The organism is Pseudomonas sp. Pf153 (assembly GCF_001269775.1).
GTDB classification, from domain to species: Bacteria; Pseudomonadota; Gammaproteobacteria; order Pseudomonadales; family Pseudomonadaceae; genus Aquipseudomonas; species Aquipseudomonas uvaldensis.
In genome coordinates this window covers 368356-385092 of record NZ_LHVL01000030.1, presented here as the reverse complement: position 1 = coordinate 385092, position 16737 = coordinate 368356, and the positions used below count along the sequence as shown (strand labels likewise).

The following is a 16737-nucleotide window of genomic DNA, read 5'->3' as shown; positions in this document are numbered from 1 at the left end:
TGAGCACGATCAGGCCTGTGGTTCGTCGGTTGGGGCCGGGGCATCGTTGGCGGCCACGGTCGGCAGCTCTATGGGTACATCCTGTGGTCGGGCCGACTTGATCTCCTGCAAGCCCTCGGTGTTGGCGATCACGTCGCGTAGCAGTTTGTCCAGGTCATCGTTACCGTCGAGCTTGGTCAGAAGATCGCGCAGGCGCTGGCGGGCTTCGAACAGCCTGCGCAGTGGCGTGATCTGTTCCACGACCTTGACCGGGTCGAAGTCATCGATGTGACGGAACTTGAGTGCGATATTGAGTTTGCTGTCGTCGCCGCTGAGGGTGTTGTTCACCTGCAGCGTGGCGCGTGGGCCGATGGAGGCGAGCACCTCGTTGAAATTATCGCGATCGATTTCGGTAAAGCGCCGCTCGTTGAGCTTGGGCAGCGGCTCCAGTGGCTTGCCCGAGAGGTCGGCCAGAATGCCGACCACCAGTGGCAGTTCTTTCTTCTCGATGGCATTGCCGATTTCCACGTCATAGGTGATCTGGACGCGGGGAGGACGGACTCTGTCGAGCTTGTGCTGGGTACTTTCTGCCATGGCGGCCGACTCCGATGCATGAGTGGAAGCAATGCATCGGGAGGCCCGCTCATCGCATTCCCTTGCTGATCCGCAGGTTGCAAACGGAGGGCAGAAAACCTGTCATTCCCTTGACGAACCTGGTCCATTCGACCGTGTTGGCCGAACTATCCAAGACGCTAGAACAGGTCTATAAAAATGCAAGCAAAAACAATTTTTGACCGCGACGAAAAGGAAGATTCATTTTGCGTGTGTTTTTTTCAGGATTTTTTTTCAGCGTGGCACTAACGGGTTGCTCGCTGTTTGCGCCCAGCGTCGATCTGGACAGCCTGACCCTGGACGTCGCGCCCCGTGCCAATGACGACACTCCGATCGCCGTGGATTTTGTCGCCGTGAACGATCCGGACCTGCTCAAGCAACTCTCGGGAATTACCGCCAGGCAGTGGTTTGCAGAGCGCGAACAGTTCCAGCGCGACTATCGTCAACTCATGTCGGTATGGGGGCTGGAGCTGGTCCCCGGACAGTTCATCGACCGCCAACCCTTCCCGCTGGAGGGCCGGCGCGCCGCTGGACTTTTGGTCTTCGCCAGCTATAACACTCCCGGAGCCCACCGGCTTCGGCTGGACGATCAACGCAAGGCCTGGCTGAAGTTCGACAGTCGCGAGATGACCCTCGTCAACGATGGGCAGCTCGATGCCAGTCAGCCTTGAATGACCGCGGGCCGCCCAGGTGCGGCGACACTGGAATGTCGAAGGGAGTCGTATGAGTCTGTTACCTGACGCGGTGTGCTGGCACGAGGGCATGCAACTGTTGCCCCAGCATTTTCAATTACAAGGGTTGCGCGCCGAGGCCCTGGCGGCGCATGTCGCGGCCGCCTGTAATCCCTGGTTCTGGGGTGTCAGCCAGTTGGAGGTCGACCCTTCGGCCCTCAGCGCCGGCCAGGTCCGGCTGCTGCAACTGCAAGGCACCTTGCCGGACGGCTTGCCCGTCAATCTGCAAGCCGGCGTCGGGCCGACCCTGGAGCTGGATATCACCGAGGCGGTCGACAAGACCGACGACGCTACCGTGACCGTTTACCTGGCGATCAGCCCACTCTGGCGCGCCGGGCAGTTGCTGCCGCTCAAGGGACGGTTGCAATCGGTGGTGGGCGACGCCCTGCCGGACCTCACCAGCGGCGAATTCCCGGAATCCATCACCGTGTGGCGACCCAATCCACGGTTGTGCACGCAACTGAGCAAAGCTGACTCGATCTGCCTGCCGCTGCTGCGCATCCGCAAGGAAGGCGGCGGCTTTCTGCGCGTGCCCTATACACCACCCACGCCCGTGTTGTTACCCGAGTCGGTGCTAGGGCGGCGTATCGCCGGGCTGTGTGCACGGGCGCGGGAGAAGTGCCTGTTCCTCGCCGGACGGTTGCGTCAGGCCCAGGCGGCCGGTAATCAGGACGATGCGATGGAAATCCGCCGGCTAATGACGGCGATATGGGCACGCTTGCCCGAAGTCGAAGGGGCTCTGAACATGCGCGTGGCCACGCCCCACGCGCTCTACGGTTTGTTGCTGGGGCTGGCCGGAGCCTGGTCGGCGCTTAATCCTTTGGCTGGCGTCCCGGCTTTTGCCCCGCTGGATTTCGTGGAGCTGCAACGGGGCTACGAACCGCTGCTCGACTGGCTGGAAGACACCCTGGAGCGGGTCCGTGCCGGATATCGCACCCTGGCCTTCGAACGCAACGACCCGGTTTTTTCCATCCAACTGCCCGACGACCAGCCAAGCCAGCGACTGGTCATCGGCCTGCGCATGCCCAACGGTGCCGGTGAGCAGGCCGCTGCCGATTGGCTGCGCGGAGCAATCATCGCATCCGCGCCTCATGTCCCGTTGCTGAGTCGCCAACGCATGAGCGGCTTGCCTCACCAAGCCATGAGTCGCAACGAACAGGTGGCCTATAGCGTGGGCGACGACACCCGATTGTTCGTGGTGAGTGCCAGTGGACAATGGTTCGACGGCCAACTGCCGTTGTACATTGTCGCGCCGGCGTCGGGCCAGTCCAGCGGTCCTTGGCAGGTGGTGTTGTTCGTCGCGCAAACCGGTGAAAGTGCCTGATCGCAGAAGGGGAGTCGTATGCCGGACGGAAGTGGCGGGGCGGTTCGGGGTCTGCATGAGGCGCCGCTGAGCAGCGCTTTCCGACAAGCTTGGCTGAAGTGGTGCCAGGAGTGGCAGGACCTGCCCAAGGATAGTGACAGTGCGGCACTGGTCAGCCGGGTGGTGGAGTTTTCCGGACGCAGTGCCCAACGCCTGTGGCGGACCGCCTTCGCCACGGTCGGGGACTCTGCCACCGAGCAGGTCAAGGCGCTGGTCTACGCATTCGTCGCGCTGGTGGATGAAACCCTGTTGTTCACGCCCTGGCCGGGGCAACTCGCCTGGCAACAGCACCCGCTGGAATCGCGCATGTATTCCAGCCGCCAGGCCGGCGAACGGCTGCCAGCGGCCATCAAGAAACTGCTGGACGAGCAGATGCCCGGTACTCGGGATCTGGCGAATGTTTATCTGCAATGCCTGATTCTTGGTTTTCAGGGGCGCCTGCGGGGCGAGTCGGGTCAGATCCAGCATGAAAAATGGCGTCTGGCGTTGTTCGCGTTTGCCTGGCAGCACGACCCGGACTTCGAAGATGTCAGTCAGCGCCTGGCGATGTCCGCGGCGGCGCCACCGATACGCATGCCGGCGCAGACCTCGTTGCCGGACGGCTTTCGCCTGGGGTTGGCGATCCTGGCGATGGTCCTTCTGCTGACGGGGTTGGGGCAGGTGTTCTGGCGTGACATCCGCTCTGAACTCGAGCCGGTGTTGCAACTGAACGAGTCGGTGGTCCAGGAGCAGGATTCATGAACCCCCTGAGCATCTTCGCCCTGGTGCTGTTGGCCGTCGTCCTGGTGGTGCTGGTCGCAGCGTTGGTCTGGTGGCTGCGGACCCAGGGGGGCGCCGCCATTCGCAGTTTCTATGGGGCGGTTCGCCACATGGAGCAGGAACAGGGCACCCGCGACCGCTACCAGATGCCCTGGCTGATGATGCTCGGCCACGAAGCCGAAGGCGCCCAGCTGTGCAGCCAATGGCGCTTGCAGCCAACAGACAAGGCGGCATGGTTCGGGCGCTGGTGGTCGGACGCCGAAGGCGCGGTGCTGGTGGTGCCTCAGGCGCTGTTCCTGCCCGGCGAAGGCATGAACCGGCAACGGGGCAACTGGTGGCGCTTGCTGGGTTTGATTCTGCGCCTGCGCAGCCGGCGGCCGTTGGACGCGGTGATCTGGACCGTGCCGTTCGACAAACTCGATGATATCGAGCGCGCCACCGAGTTGAGCCTCAAGGTCCGCCGTTGCTTCATCGATTTGTTGCAGCGTTTTGGTCTCAGCTTGCCGGTGTACGTGGTCATCACCGGGATGGAGGAACTGCCCGGCTTCCAGGAGCTGGTCAGCGCGCTGCCTGCCCAGGCCCGTGAGTCGACGTTGGGCTGGTCATCGCCGTACGCACCCGAGGCGGCCTGGCAATCGCAGTGGAGCGATCAGGCGCTGGATCAGGTCAACGCGGCGTTGTCGCAGTCGATCATCGAGATTGGTGCACTGTCGGGGCAGTTGAGCGGCGACCTGTATGGTTTGCCTGAGCGTTTCGAAGGGCTGCGACGGGCCTTGCAGGTTTTGCTGGAGCCGGTATTCCAGGGCAACGCCCAGGGCGAGGCACCGCGCTTTCGCGGCTTGTATTTCACCGCGAGCCAGGCGCCTGTTGTCAACGGGGACGGTTTTCCAGCCGATGACAACATTTTGCGGCAAATGGTATTCGCCCGGCAGTTGTGGTCACGCCGGCTGGTGGCCGAGCGGGGCCTGGCCCAGCCTGTACCGCGCCTGTTGCGCCTGCGCCAGCGTTGGCATCGACTGGCCGGCGCCACCGCGCTGGTGGTCGGGCTGATCTGGCTGGGAGGCATGCTCTGGGTCTGGCACGATTCGGTGGAGCAAGCCGAGGGCCTGTCACAGTTGGTCCTGCGCGCTCACAAGAATCATCTGGTGGTCGATCCTGACCAACCCCGTCTGGAACCGACCCGCTACAACGTGCAGAATTATTGGGGCGTGCTGGAACAAGCCCCGCGCTGGCGCTTCGTTTCCGTGGTGTTTCCCACCTCGTGGTTTTCCTCGGTGGACACGCAATTGGAGGAGGGGCTGCGCCAGACTGCCCGGCATCATTGGATCCTGCCCCTGCGCGACCTGCTGGTATCGGATCTGGAACAACTCAAGGCCATCCGCAACACCGAACGCCGCGGCAACGTGGAAAGCGAAGACCCGGCCCAGTGGCAAAGCTACGTGAAGGCTAGGGACCTGGTGGAGCGGGCGGTGCGCCTCGAACAGCAGAACCAGATGTTCAGCCAGGCGGTCAGTAACCCCAAGGCGCCGCTGGACGAACTGGTGCTATTGAGCAACAACGCGCTCTCACTGAACCTCAATGCCGGCACCTTGAGCCGCGCACGGTTTTACAACCGGGTGCTGTTCGACGCACAGAACACCGACCTCAAAGGGCTGGACCTGAACGCTGCGCGCCCACTGGTCTCCGACAATTTCACCGGCTTGATGCAGCGCTGGCTCGATCATTATTTCCTTGCCGACAATTTCGTGCGCCAGGCCGGTTACCTCAAGTTGCACCTGCAAAGGCTGGAGGCAGGCGGTGGCAATTCGTTGGGGGAGCTGGAAGACCTGATGGCGCTGGTCGATGATCTACAGAGCCTGGTCAGCCTGACCAATGCAGCCTGGGGCCGGGGCAAGGGCCAGGACCTGGTTCCCGGTTACACCCAGTTGATGGACAAGGTCAGCCATAGCACCCTGCTGGGGCCGGAACTCGAACAGGACCTGGAAAGCCGGGCGGCGAAATTGCAGCAGAGCTTTCGCGACCAGTGGATCGTGCAGAGCGGGTCCCGGGACAATCTGCTGGTCCAGCAAGGCAGTGGCTTGCTGGTGCTACAAGAACATGTCACCGCCCTCGACGATGCGGTGCAGGCCCTGTTCAAGCGCGATTTCGTAGCCCTGGCCCTGCAAAAGGCACCGTCTGTCAATGCGCCTGACACCATGGGGCAGGCCGATGGCAGCGATGATTTCAGTGTTGCCCTGAATTATTTCGCCAGCTACAGGAGCTACGCCAATGAAGAGCTGCCACGCATTCCGCCGGCTTACCGCGATGCGCTGATGCAGGCTGCAGAAAGCGCCGCTGCACAGGCCATGTGGCTAAGCCTGGATGAAAGCGATGAGCAACTGCCGGGCATGGGCTTCAATGTGCAGACGTCCCAGGCCGTAGCGCTGCAAAAGGCCTTCATGGACGTGCATCGCAGTGATCTGGCGACGCGTTTTCAGCGTTTGCTCAATCGTCGCGCAATGGCCCAGATCAGCAGCGGCCTCAGCGAAATCGATGCCCAGCCATTGTTCAGCCAACGAGCCGACATCCAGCGCTGGGACGGCTCGAAGAACTTCGGTTTGCAACTGTACGGTGCCGCCGATCCACAGGGCTTGAAGCTGAGTCTGAATCAGCAGTTCGATGCCATGCTGCAAATCGCCGAGCAGCGCATGCCGGCACTGGAGTGGCTGATTGTTCAGCAGGACAACCTGTCGGCCCTGGAGCACGACCAGGTGGCACGGTTCATGGCGATCAACGACGAGCTGCTCAAGTACAAGAATCAAAATCCGGCCAGTTCGGCTGCGCAATTGGCGCAATTGGTGAGCCGGGACTTCAACGAAATGGACACGGCGTCCTGTGCGCAGATTTTGCAGACCTCCAATCTGTCGGGCGGACGCGGCGACCTGGCGCAGCGTGCCGTCACGTTGCAGCAGACCGCCTTGCAACGTTGCCTGTATCTGCAACAGCATCAGGCGGCGACGGCCTGGAACGACTTGGCCAATTATTTCAATCAGTACCTGGCCGGTCGTTTTCCGTTTTCCCAGGACGTGCGGGCCAGTGATGCAGATCCGGCACGGGTTCAGCGGCTGTTGGAGTTGATCGATACACGCTTGCCCCTGGCCCAGGCGGGGCTCGTGTTGAGCCAGACGCCGGAGCGGCTGGCAGCCGAGGATTTTCTCAATCGCTTGAAGCAGGCCGGTGCCTGGCTGGGGCCGTTGTTCGTGCGGGACAAGAGCGGAATTCTCGGCGTGGAGATGGATGTACGCTGGCGCACCGACCGCGATGAGGAGCGTGGTGCCGACCAGGTCATCGCTTGGGCAATCGACGCCGGCAACCAGCAGATCAGTTATCCAGGCGAAGCCCGGCAGAACCTGCGCTGGATGATCGGGCAACCCGTGCGGCTGACCTTGCGCTGGGCCCGCAACGGTTACCAGCGGCCGGCCAATGATCCCTTGCAACCTAACCTGGTGGTCCGCGACCTGGAGGCTGGCTGGGAATACGAGGGCCCGTGGTCGTTGCTACGCCTGATGCGCTCGCTGGTGTCGGTGCAGCGCCAACCGAACGTCGACTACACCGATTTTCCGCTGACCCTGCAACTGCCGGTCACGGGCCAGATTGCTACCCAGCCCCCGGCCCTGGCACAGATCCAGGCGCGCACGACGCAGCAAACCCTGATGTTCCTGCGTCTGTCGCTGATGAGTCAGGGGTCGAAGCTGCCCTTGTCGATCCCGCCGCTGCCAACCCAGGCGCCCCGTTCACCTTTCATGGCGACCTCATCGAGCCCCGCCATCGCGACCCGTGAGGAGGGCCTGTGAGCGTACCGATATCCCCGTTGCCTGAGCTGGTCACTGCATTGCTCGAGCCGATCAGTGCTCAATCGCCCTGCGGCCTGGACCTGCGCTATGAGCCGGAATACGACCAGTTGCGCGAATTGCGCAGGGAAGACGATACCAGTCTGCCAACGGGGGTGTGGCAGGCGTCGGTCAAGCGAGCCCAGTGGCCGGAGCTGGAACGGCTCGCCACGACGCTGCTGCTCGAACGCAGCAAGGACCTGATGATCAGCGCCTGGCTGGGAGAGGCCTGGCTGCATTTGAGTGGACTGGAAGGCCTGCCGGGCAGCCTGGCGCTGGTGGTGGGCCTGTGCGAGCGCTACCCCGAGCAACTGCATCCCCAGGCCGATGAGGGCGATCAGTCATGGCGTGTGATTCCGTTGGAATGGTTGGCGCGTCGCTACAGCGAAGTGCTGCTGACGCGGGTGGCCTTGTTCGATGGCCGCGATCCGGCCTTCGACAGTTTTTGCCTGAATGACTGGCAGCGTTTGCAGCGTCAGCAGGTGCAGGCCAACGACAGCAAAAACGCCAAGGCGTCGGCGGAAACCGCACGCAACGATCAAAAGAAACTCACCGAGCTGATCCGCAACACGCCGTTGTCGTTCTGGCTGCATCGTCAGGGCAGTCTGATGCTGAGCCTGCAACATCTGCAACGGCTTGACACCTGGAGCGACGCTTACCTGGGCTCGCTGGCGCCGGGCTACAAAGCTTTGCAAGACGTCATACAGGCCCTGCTGGCATTGGTAGAGGAGTTCATCGCGATGCATCCACAGCAACCTACCGTCGCGCCAGTGGCCGCGCTTTCCGTGGCTGCGCCGCAGGAGCCCCAGGGGGCCGTCGCATCGTCCCCGGTGTTTCAGGAACCGGCCAGTCGAGAGGAAGCCTATCGACAGTTGCTGGTCATCGCCGGATACCTGGCACGCACCGAACCCCATAGCCCGGTGCCCTATTTGATCCGGCGTGGTGTGGAATGGGGCAACAAGCCGTTGAGCGAGCTGCTGGGAGAGTTGATCAACGCCGATGCCGAATCCCGTCGGGTGTGGACCTTGCTGGGTGTGCTTTAACGTTGTGGAACGGGTAACGGCACTGGCGTCAGCACCGGCTTGCCGGAAAAGAAGGCATTCAGGTTCTGGCCCACCAGCTCTACCGTGCCACGGGTCGCTTCCGGCGAAAGGCCGGCGACGTGGGGCGTCAGGACCACGTTGGGCAGGTTCTTCAACGCATCGGGCACCTCAGGCTCGTGGTCGAAGACGTCCAGGGCCGCGCCGGCGATGCGCCGATGTTCCAGGGCGTTGATCAGTTCGGCGGTCGAGACGACGCTGGCCCGGGCGATGTTCACCAGAAAACCGTTCGGCCCCAGGGCGTCGAGCGCCTGCTTGTTGATCAACTGCCGGGTATCGAGACCCCCGGGTGTGGCGATGATCAGGAAATCCGACACCCGGGCCAGTTCCGTGGGCGTGGCGCAGTAGGTATAGGGCACATCGTTGCGCACCCGGCGGCTGTGGTAGCTCACGTTCATGTCAAAGCCCAGGGCCCCCCGTTTGGCAATCGCCATGCCTACCGCGCCAAGCCCCAGCACTCCCAGTCGCTTGCCGGCCAGGGAGGGGCGCATGACCTTCGCCCATTCCCCCCGCCGCACACAGGCATCGGCCCGGGGGATATCACGTACCAGCGCCAACAGCAGCGCCATGGCATGGTCGGCCACCGACGACGCGTTGACTCCGGCACCGTTGGTAACCACGATCCCGCGGTCACGGGCGGCGCACAAGTCCACCTGCTCGTAGCCGGCACCGATCACACAAATGATTTGCAGGTTGGGCAGGGCGGCGATCTCATCGGCCGTCAGACCCAGGGGGCCGCGGGTCAGCACCGCGTTGAACCGCTCGCCATGCTCGAAAATCGCCGCCTTGCGTTCGGCGGGTGTGGGCGCCAGCTCCAGGTGATAACCCTGGCGCTCGAGAATCGGCAGGTAGTCGTTGACGGTTTCAACCAGTACCAGGACGGTGGCGGTCATGCTGGGCTCCTGTGGGCACTTTGGCGGTTCGCATGTATTCAACCTGATTGTAGGAGTCAAGGGCAGGGGGTTTTGGCTTTTTATGCGCATTTCTGGTTTGCACCACTCCCACAGGACATGCAATTGACCGATCTGATCCGCGCAACCGTTCCTCAGCTAAGTCTTTGCTTCTGCTCGCTAATCCCGGACAATCGCGGCCCTGTTTCGGCCAGGGCGCTGCCTGTCGGGCTTTTCCGACTCGTCCTGGCCGGGTGCACGTGACCGGAAAACGGAGATCCGACCGGATGAATGATCAGGCCAATAGCGTCGAAGAGCGCTTTGAAACGTCAGTCCCAGCCACCCTCGGCCAGTGGAGTCGCCATGACACTACCTGGATGCTGGGCCTGTTTGGCACCGCCATCGGTGCAGGCACTCTCTTCCTACCCATCAATGCTGGCCTGGGCGGTTTCTGGCCGTTGCTGATTCTGGCGCTGCTGGCGTTTCCCATGACGTTCTACGCGCACCGGGGCCTGACCCGTTTCGTGTTGTCCGGTCGAGACGGTGCGGACATTACCGAGGTGGTGGAAGAGCACTTCGGCATCAAGGCCGGCGCGCTGATTACCTTGCTGTACTTCTTTGCCATCTTCCCGATCCTGCTGATCTACAGCGTGGCGCTGACCAACACGGTGGGCAGCTTCCTGGAGCACCAGTTGCACATCCAGCCGCCGCCTCGGGCTGTGTTGTCGCTGGTATTGATTCTGGGGCTGCTGGCGGTGGTACGGTGTGGCGAACAGGTGATCGTCAAGGCGATGAGCCTGATGGTCTATCCGTTCATCGTGGCGTTGCTGTTCCTGGCGGTGTTCCTGATCCCGCACTGGAACGGTGGGATTCTGATCACCGCGTCCACGGTGCCGGAGCCTTCGGCGTTGCTGCATACCCTGTGGCTGGCGATTCCGGTGATGGTGTTCTCCTTCAACCATTCCCCGATCATTTCGGCGTTTGCGGTGGATCAGAAACGTCGCTACGGCGCCAATGCCGAGGAACGCAGCTCGCAGGTCCTGTCCCGCGCTCATGTGCTGATGGTGGTGATGGTGCTGTTCTTCGTATTCAGTTGCGTGCTGACCTTGTCGCCGGCGCAACTGGTTGAAGCCAAGGCACAGAATCTGTCGATCCTGTCGTACCTGGCCAACCATTTCAGCAACCCGACCATTGCCTTTGCGGCGCCATTGATCGCGTTCGTGGCGATTTCCAAGTCGTTTTTGGGGCATTACATCGGTGCCAGTGAAGGTCTCAAGGGCCTGATCGTCAAAAGCGGTCGTCGTCCGGCCCCCAAGACGCTGGATCGTCTGACGGCGCTGTTCATGCTGGTGGTGTGCTGGATCGTCGCCACGCTCAACCCGAGCATCCTGGGCATGATCGAAACCCTGGGTGGTCCGGTGATCGCGGCGATCCTGTTCCTGATGCCGATGTATGCCATCCGCAAGGTTCCGGCCATGGCCCGCTACCGTGGCCAGGCGTCCAATGTGTTCGTGGTGATGGTGGGGTTGGTGGCGATTACGGCGCTGGTCTACTCCCTCCTGGCCTGACCGGGTTCCGGGTGTACCCGGCAGCTAAACGGCAGGCATAAAAAAACGCCGCCCCTCGCAAGAAGGGCGGCGTTTTTAGTCGGGCGTCGAAACCTTAGGCCTGGACGACCGGGATGTTGGCGTTTGCAGCCGCTTCACGGAACTCGGCGATCTGGTCGAAGCTCAGGTAGCGGTACACGTCCGCTGCCATGCTGTCGATCTTGCCGGCGTATTCCATGTACTCCTCGACGGTCGGCAGGCGACCCAGGATGGACGCGACGGATGCCAGCTCGGCCGAGGCCAGGTAGACGTTCGCGCCGTCACCCAGACGGTTCGGGAAGTTACGGGTCGAGGTGGAAACCACGGTGGAGTTTGGCTCCACGCGTGCCTGATTACCCATGCACAGCGAGCAGCCTGGCATTTCCATCCGTGCACCGGCCTTGCCGTAGATGCCGTAGTAGCCTTCCTCGGTCAGCTGATGAGCGTCCATCTTGGTCGGCGGCGACAGCCACAGACGAGTTGGCAGCTGGCCCTTGACCTGATCCAGCAACTTGCCGGCCGCGCGGAAGTGACCGATGTTGGTCATGCACGAACCGATGAACACTTCGTCGATCTTCTCGCCAGCAACGCTGGAGAGCAGGCGAGCGTCGTCCGGGTCGTTCGGTGCGCAGAGCACAGGCTCCTTGACGTCGGCCAGGTCGATCTCGATGACTTCGGCGTACTCGGCGTCCTTGTCGGCTTCCAGCAGCTCAGGGTTGGCCAGCCAGGCTTCCATCGCCTGGGCACGACGCTCCAGGGTGCGGGCATCGCCGTAGCCTTCGCCGATCATCCAGCGCAGCAGGGTGATGTTCGATTGCAGGTACTCGGCAATCGATTCCTTGGACAGCTTGATGGTGCAACCGGCAGCCGAGCGTTCGGCCGAGGCGTCGGACAGCTCGAACGCTTGCTCGACGGTCAGGGTTTCCAGGCCTTCGATTTCCAGGATGCGGCCGGAGAAGGCGTTTTTCTTGCCTTTTTTCTCGACCGTCAGCAGGCCTTTCTGGATGGCGTAGTAAGGGATGGCATGAACCAGGTCACGCAGGGTGACGCCTGGTTGCAACTTGCCCTTGAAACGAACCAGAATCGACTCTGGCATGTCCAGCGGCATGACGCCGGTGGCGGCAGCGAAGGCTACCAGGCCGGAACCGGCCGGGAACGAGATGCCGATCGGGAAACGGGTGTGGGAGTCGCCACCGGTGCCGACGGTGTCAGGCAGCAGCATGCGGTTCAGCCAGCTGTGGATGATGCCGTCGCCCGGACGCAGGGACACACCGCCACGGGTCATGATGAAGTCCGGCAGGGTGTGGTGGGTGGTCACGTCGATCGGCTTCGGATACGCCGCGGTGTGGCAGAAGGACTGCATCACCAGGTCGGCGGAGAAGCCCAGGCACGCCAGGTCTTTCAGTTCATCACGGGTCATTGGGCCAGTGGTGTCCTGGGAGCCGACGGTGGTCATCTTCGGTTCGCAGTAGGTGCCAGGGCGCACGCCCTTCACGCCGCAGGCCTTGCCGACCATTTTCTGTGCCAGGGTGTAGCCCTTGGTGCTTTCAGCCGGTGCTTCAGGCTTCTTGAACAGGTCCGACGGCGGCAGGCCGAGTTCGGCGCGGGCCTTCTCGGTCAGGCCACGGCCGATGATCAGGGGGATACGGCCGCCGGCGCGGACTTCGTCCAGCAGGACCGGGGTCTTCATTTCGAAGGTGGTCAGGACTTCATCGGTGCCGTGCTTGCAGACCTTGCCGGCATGCGGGTACAGGTCGATCACGTCGCCCATGTTCATGTTCGACACGTCGAACTCGATCGGCAGGGCGCCGGCATCTTCCATGGTGTTGTAGAAGATCGGAGCGATCTTGCTGCCGAAGCAGAAACCGCCGGCACGCTTGTTCGGCACGTATGGAATGTCGTCGCCGAAGAACCACAGGACCGAGTTGGTCGCCGATTTACGCGACGAACCGGTACCGACCACGTCACCGACGTAGGCGATCGGGAAACCCTGGCCGCGCATTTCTTCGATCTGCTTCATCGGGCCGGTCTTGCCTTGCTCGTCAGGCACGATGCCGTCGCGAGCCATTTTCAGCATGGCCAGGGCATGCAGCGGGATGTCGGGGCGGGACCAGGCGTCCGGGGCAGGGGACAGGTCGTCGGTGTTGGTTTCGCCAGGGACCTTGAACACGCGCAGGCTGATCTTGTCGGCCAGTACAGGGCGCTTCTTGAACCACTCGCCGTCGGCCCAGGATTGCAGTACGGCCTTGGCGTGGACATTGCCGTTCTTGGCTTTTTCAGCCACGTCGTGGAAGGCGTCGAACATCAGCAGGGTGTGCTTGAGTTCTTGGGCGGCTACCGGGGCCAGCTCGGCGTCGTCCAGCAGTTCCACCAGGGTCACGATGTTGTAGCCGCCCTGCATGGTGCCAAGCAGTTCGACGGCACGCTTCTTGTCCAGCAGAGGGGATTGGGCCTGGCCCTTGGCCAGGGCGGAGAGGAAACCGGCCTTGACGTAGGCGGCTTCGTCGACTCCAGGCGGAACGCGATTGGTGATCAGGTCAACGAGGAAAGCTTCTTCGCCAGCCGGGGGATTCTTCAGCAGCTCGACCAGGCCTGCGGTTTGTTCGGCGTTAAGCGGCTGGGGAACGATACCCAGTGCTGCGCGCTCTTCGATATGTTTGCGGTAGGCTTCAAGCACAGTATTACCCTCATCAGTGGTCCCAAATGGGTGTCCGGGACGCTCATCCAGGAGCCCGCGGTACGCATGCGCGTCGGAGGCTTTTTGAGCCACCATGCCAGCGTTACCGGGGTTCCTCACAGAAGCTGCTTTCAAAGTTTTACGCCTGCAGAACGGGAGCTGATGAGGGTTGGCGTCGGGCTTTCCCCGCTGGAAAGACCCTTCGCCAACACCGTTCTGAAGGAACGACTGTGCTCGTGACGCTTTGAAAACAGCTTCTAACGGACATTTGGCGCCTTAAAAGGCTGGCTGATTCTACGGGAAAAAAAAATTAAAGGTAAGTTGGCTCCTGAAGTTTGAGCGGGGTTTGAGGGGTGATCAATCTTAGACAAAGGGCTAACATGCCGGCCTGTCCTGCTTTTACGTGCCTTGTTTCTTATGCCCAACCAGCTTATCAAGACTCCTTGCGTCGGCCTTTGCTCCACTGTCTACGGTGACCTGGTGTGCCGTGGCTGCAAGCGGTTCCACCATGAAGTGATCCACTGGAACGGCTATAACGAGGATGAGAAACGGGCGGTGTGGCTGCGGTTGGAAAAGCTGTTGGTGCAGGTGATGGTCGCCAAACTGGAAGTCTTCGACCCCGAACTGCTGCGCCAGCAACTGGTGAGCCGGCAGATCCGTTTCGTGCCCCAGCAGTCGGAATATTGCTGGGCCTACCAGTTGATCGCCCGGGGGGCGCGGGTGATCAATAATCTGGAAGCCTATGGCATGGTGCTGCTGCCGGAGTTTCGCGATTGGGAGCTGCCCGACCTGCGCGATGCCATCGATCGGGAATTTTTCCTGCTGTCCGAGGCGCATTACCAGCGCTACATCGCGCCGGGGTTCCTGAAGGATGCGATGGGCCGTTGATCCCCGGCCATTTGTGCAAAGAAGCGTTTGCGCCAGGGTGCTTTCGTGGCGAGGGGATAAATCCCCTCGCCACAGCTTGTCTATTCCTTGACCGCCAGCTCCACCAGGTGGTCCTCCACCTCCTGAGGCTTGAGCACCAGCACATCGCTTTCCAGCGTATCGAGCACCGCTTCGGCGGTGTTGCCGATCAGGACCCCCGACAAACCCGAACGCGCCACGGTGCCGATCACCGTCACGGCGGCCTGGAGCTTGCGCGCCATATACGGAATCAGCACATCCGCCGGCCCTTCCTCGATATGCAGGTGCTGGTCGTCGATATCGAATTCGGCCTGGAATGCCCGGCATTGTTCGCGATAACGGGCCTCGATGGTTTCCTTGAGCTGGAACGTCGGGTCGGCTGACGACAGCATCGGGGTGGGATGGGCGCTGATCACGTGAAGGTGCGCCTTGGCCAGGAGGGCAATGTCATAGCCATGATCGATGATGGTGTTGTGCAGGTGCCGGTGTTCCCCGTCGGTGTTGCCCACGTCAACGGCGGCCAGGATCACCTTGTCTTTCCAGGAGCCCGCAGTTTTCACCAGCAGCACGGGGGTCGGGCAATGGCGCAACAGCTTCCAGTCCGCCGGGGTGAGCAAGGCTTTTTTCAGCGGGCTGTCGGCAAAGTGTTGCTTGATGACCAGGCCACAACCTTCGGCCTGTTGCACGTCGATGATGGTCTCGTGGAGGCTTTCGTTCCAGGCCTGTTCCGTGGTGACACTGTACCCATCCGCCACCAGTCCGGCCTTGAGTACGCTGAGCATGCCGCCATGGTCGTGCCGTTTGTCGCAGACCAGCAGGTGCAGGTGAGCCTGGGTCACCCCGGCGATCAGCTTGGCGCGCTTGAGCGCCAGGCTTTCCGAATGTTCGGGTTCGATGACCACCAGAATGCTGCGAATGGCTTGCATGATCGGCGTCTCCAGCGATAAATGGCATGGTGTTGCTCAACTATAGTTGCTGGCGGTGAGTCGTCGACTTGACGCATATCAACGGCGGTGGCTGGTGGTCTGGGGGCAGGCCGGTATAATCGGCGCCCTTCGCTCGACTACCTTTTCCCGTGAGCCCCATGATCCTTCCCGAAATCCATGAATTCCTTGGCTGCCGTACCCCCGATGCATGGGTCCAGGCCGCGCTGGCCGATCAGGAAACCCTGCTGATCGATCACAAGAACTGTGAGTTCAAGGCCGCCAGCACTGCCCTGAGCCTGATCGCCAAGTACCATTCCCACGTCGACCTGATCAACCTGATGTCGCGCCTGGCCCGGGAAGAGCTGGTGCACCATGAGCAAGTCATGCGCCTGATGAAGAAGCGCAAGGTCGGCTTGCGCCAGCTCTCCGCCGGGCGTTACGCCTCGGGCCTGCGCAAGGTCGTGCGTAGCCACGAGCCGGTCAAGTTGGTGGACACCCTGGTGGTCGGCGCTTTCATCGAAGCCCGTAGCTGCGAGCGTTTCGAGGCCCTGGTGCCACATCTGGACGAGGAACTGGGCAAGTTCTATTTCGGCCTGCTGAAAAGCGAGGCCCGGCATTTCCAGGGCTACCTGAAGCTGGCCTACCAGTACGGCGATGCCGATGACATTGCACGGGTAATCGACAAGGTTCGCGAGGCTGAGCGTGAGCTGATCGAATCGCCGGATGTGGAATTTCGCTTCCACAGTGGCGTGCCGACGCTATAGCGGCAGTTCCTGAGCGGGCATCAGCCATCGGCCAGGCCCAGGCGTTCATGCCACTGGGCAATCGACTCCTCGGGGTAGGCATCGAACCGCTGGTCGCCTGGCTGCGCTTCGACTTCCACCCACGGTGCCTTGGACCCCAGCATTAGATGAGTATGTTCCGGCGGGACGGGCAGCGGTGTGTCGATCGCCGAGGCGAAGGGGTGGATCAGTTCCGGCCATTCGGGGCTGAACAGCCAGAGTCCCGAACCGCAAAGCGAGCAGAAATGCCGTTCGGCACTGCTGCGGCGGGCACGTTTGTCGCCTTCATCCTTGAGCCGCGCATGGTAAATGCTGATGTGTTGGCGACCTTTTACCTTGAGGGTGCGGGCATCCCCGCCCAGGTTGATCGCATAACCGCCACCGCCCTGGGTCTTGCGGCAGATCGAGCAATAGCAGCGTTGGTAAGGGTAGGGATGGGTGCAGTCCAGACTGAACGACACCGCCCTGCAGTGGCAGGAGCCTTCGAGGTGCATGAGGATCTCCAGTTGGAAATGGGGGACTTGGGGCAGCTTAGACGCTTGGGAGTTGCTCAAGCG

At 62.0% G+C, this 16737-nt stretch carries 13 protein-coding genes; 8 read left to right on the top strand and 5 right to left on the bottom strand.

Annotated elements, in window-relative coordinates:
* Positions 1-9: 9 nt before the first annotated feature.
* Positions 10-573 carry a type VI secretion system contractile sheath small subunit gene (gene tssB / locus AD666_RS22820; protein WP_053157203.1) on the bottom strand — a complete coding sequence of 188 codons (564 nt, stop codon included), beginning with the start codon at positions 571-573 and terminating at the stop codon, positions 10-12.
* Between the two features lie 224 nt (positions 574-797).
* On the opposite strand from tssB, the gene AD666_RS22815 reads away from it, so the two are divergent.
* The 5 genes from AD666_RS22815 to tssA are packed head-to-tail and all read left to right on the top strand — an operon-like array spanning position 798 to position 8356.
* Positions 798-1262, top strand: coding sequence for a hypothetical protein (locus AD666_RS22815; protein WP_053157200.1), 465 nt, complete (start codon positions 798-800; stop codon positions 1260-1262).
* Positions 1263-1314: 52 nt separating this feature from the next.
* Positions 1315-2646 (top strand): type VI secretion system baseplate subunit TssK, encoded by a 1332-nt coding sequence (tssK, locus tag AD666_RS22810; RefSeq protein ID WP_053157197.1) that lies wholly within the window; start codon positions 1315-1317, stop codon positions 2644-2646.
* 18 nt (positions 2647-2664) lie between these two features.
* Complete coding sequence (locus tag AD666_RS22805; protein ID WP_053157194.1) at positions 2665-3426, top strand: DotU family type IV/VI secretion system protein; 762 nt, start codon at positions 2665-2667, stop codon at positions 3424-3426.
* Positions 3423-7277 carry a type VI secretion protein IcmF/TssM N-terminal domain-containing protein gene (locus AD666_RS22800; RefSeq protein ID WP_053157192.1) on the top strand — a complete coding sequence of 1285 codons (3855 nt, stop codon included), beginning with the start codon at positions 3423-3425 and terminating at the stop codon, positions 7275-7277. The genes AD666_RS22805 and AD666_RS22800 overlap by 4 nt, the downstream gene beginning before the upstream one ends.
* Positions 7274-8356, top strand: coding sequence for a type VI secretion system protein TssA (gene tssA, locus AD666_RS22795; RefSeq protein ID WP_053157189.1), 1083 nt, complete (start codon positions 7274-7276; stop codon positions 8354-8356). The genes AD666_RS22800 and tssA overlap by 4 nt, the downstream gene beginning before the upstream one ends.
* Here tssA and AD666_RS22790 read toward each other — a convergent pair.
* A complete protein-coding gene (locus AD666_RS22790) occupies positions 8353-9306 on the bottom strand; it encodes a 2-hydroxyacid dehydrogenase (protein ID WP_053157187.1) in 954 nt (317 codons plus the stop codon). The genes tssA and AD666_RS22790 overlap by 4 nt on opposite strands.
* A 284-nt stretch (positions 9307-9590) precedes the next feature.
* Between AD666_RS22790 and AD666_RS22785 the strand changes: the two genes are divergently transcribed.
* Positions 9591-10871 (top strand): serine/threonine transporter, encoded by a 1281-nt coding sequence (locus AD666_RS22785; RefSeq protein WP_053157182.1) that lies wholly within the window; start codon positions 9591-9593, stop codon positions 10869-10871.
* A gap of 94 nt (positions 10872-10965) precedes the next feature.
* On the opposite strand, the gene acnB is transcribed toward AD666_RS22785, so the two are convergent.
* Positions 10966-13566 (bottom strand): bifunctional aconitate hydratase 2/2-methylisocitrate dehydratase, encoded by a 2601-nt coding sequence (gene acnB / locus AD666_RS22780; RefSeq protein WP_053158834.1) that lies wholly within the window; start codon positions 13564-13566, stop codon positions 10966-10968.
* 417 nt (positions 13567-13983) lie between these two features.
* Between acnB and AD666_RS22775 the strand changes: the two genes are divergently transcribed.
* A complete protein-coding gene (locus AD666_RS22775) occupies positions 13984-14454 on the top strand; it encodes a DUF1289 domain-containing protein (RefSeq protein WP_053157179.1) in 471 nt (156 codons plus the stop codon).
* An 80-nt stretch (positions 14455-14534) separates the two neighbouring features.
* On the opposite strand, the gene AD666_RS22770 is transcribed toward AD666_RS22775, so the two are convergent.
* Positions 14535-15398, bottom strand: a complete 864-nt coding sequence (locus AD666_RS22770) for a universal stress protein (RefSeq protein WP_053157175.1) — start codon at positions 15396-15398, stop codon at positions 14535-14537.
* Between the two features lie 158 nt (positions 15399-15556).
* On the opposite strand from AD666_RS22770, the gene AD666_RS22765 reads away from it, so the two are divergent.
* Entirely contained in the window at positions 15557-16162 is a 606-nt protein-coding gene (locus AD666_RS22765) for a tRNA-(ms[2]io[6]A)-hydroxylase (RefSeq protein WP_053157172.1), read from the top strand.
* 20 nt (positions 16163-16182) lie between these two features.
* On the opposite strand, the gene AD666_RS22760 is transcribed toward AD666_RS22765, so the two are convergent.
* Entirely contained in the window at positions 16183-16674 is a 492-nt protein-coding gene (locus AD666_RS22760; RefSeq protein WP_053157168.1) for a GFA family protein, read from the bottom strand.
* Between the last annotated feature and the right edge of the window lie 63 nt (positions 16675-16737).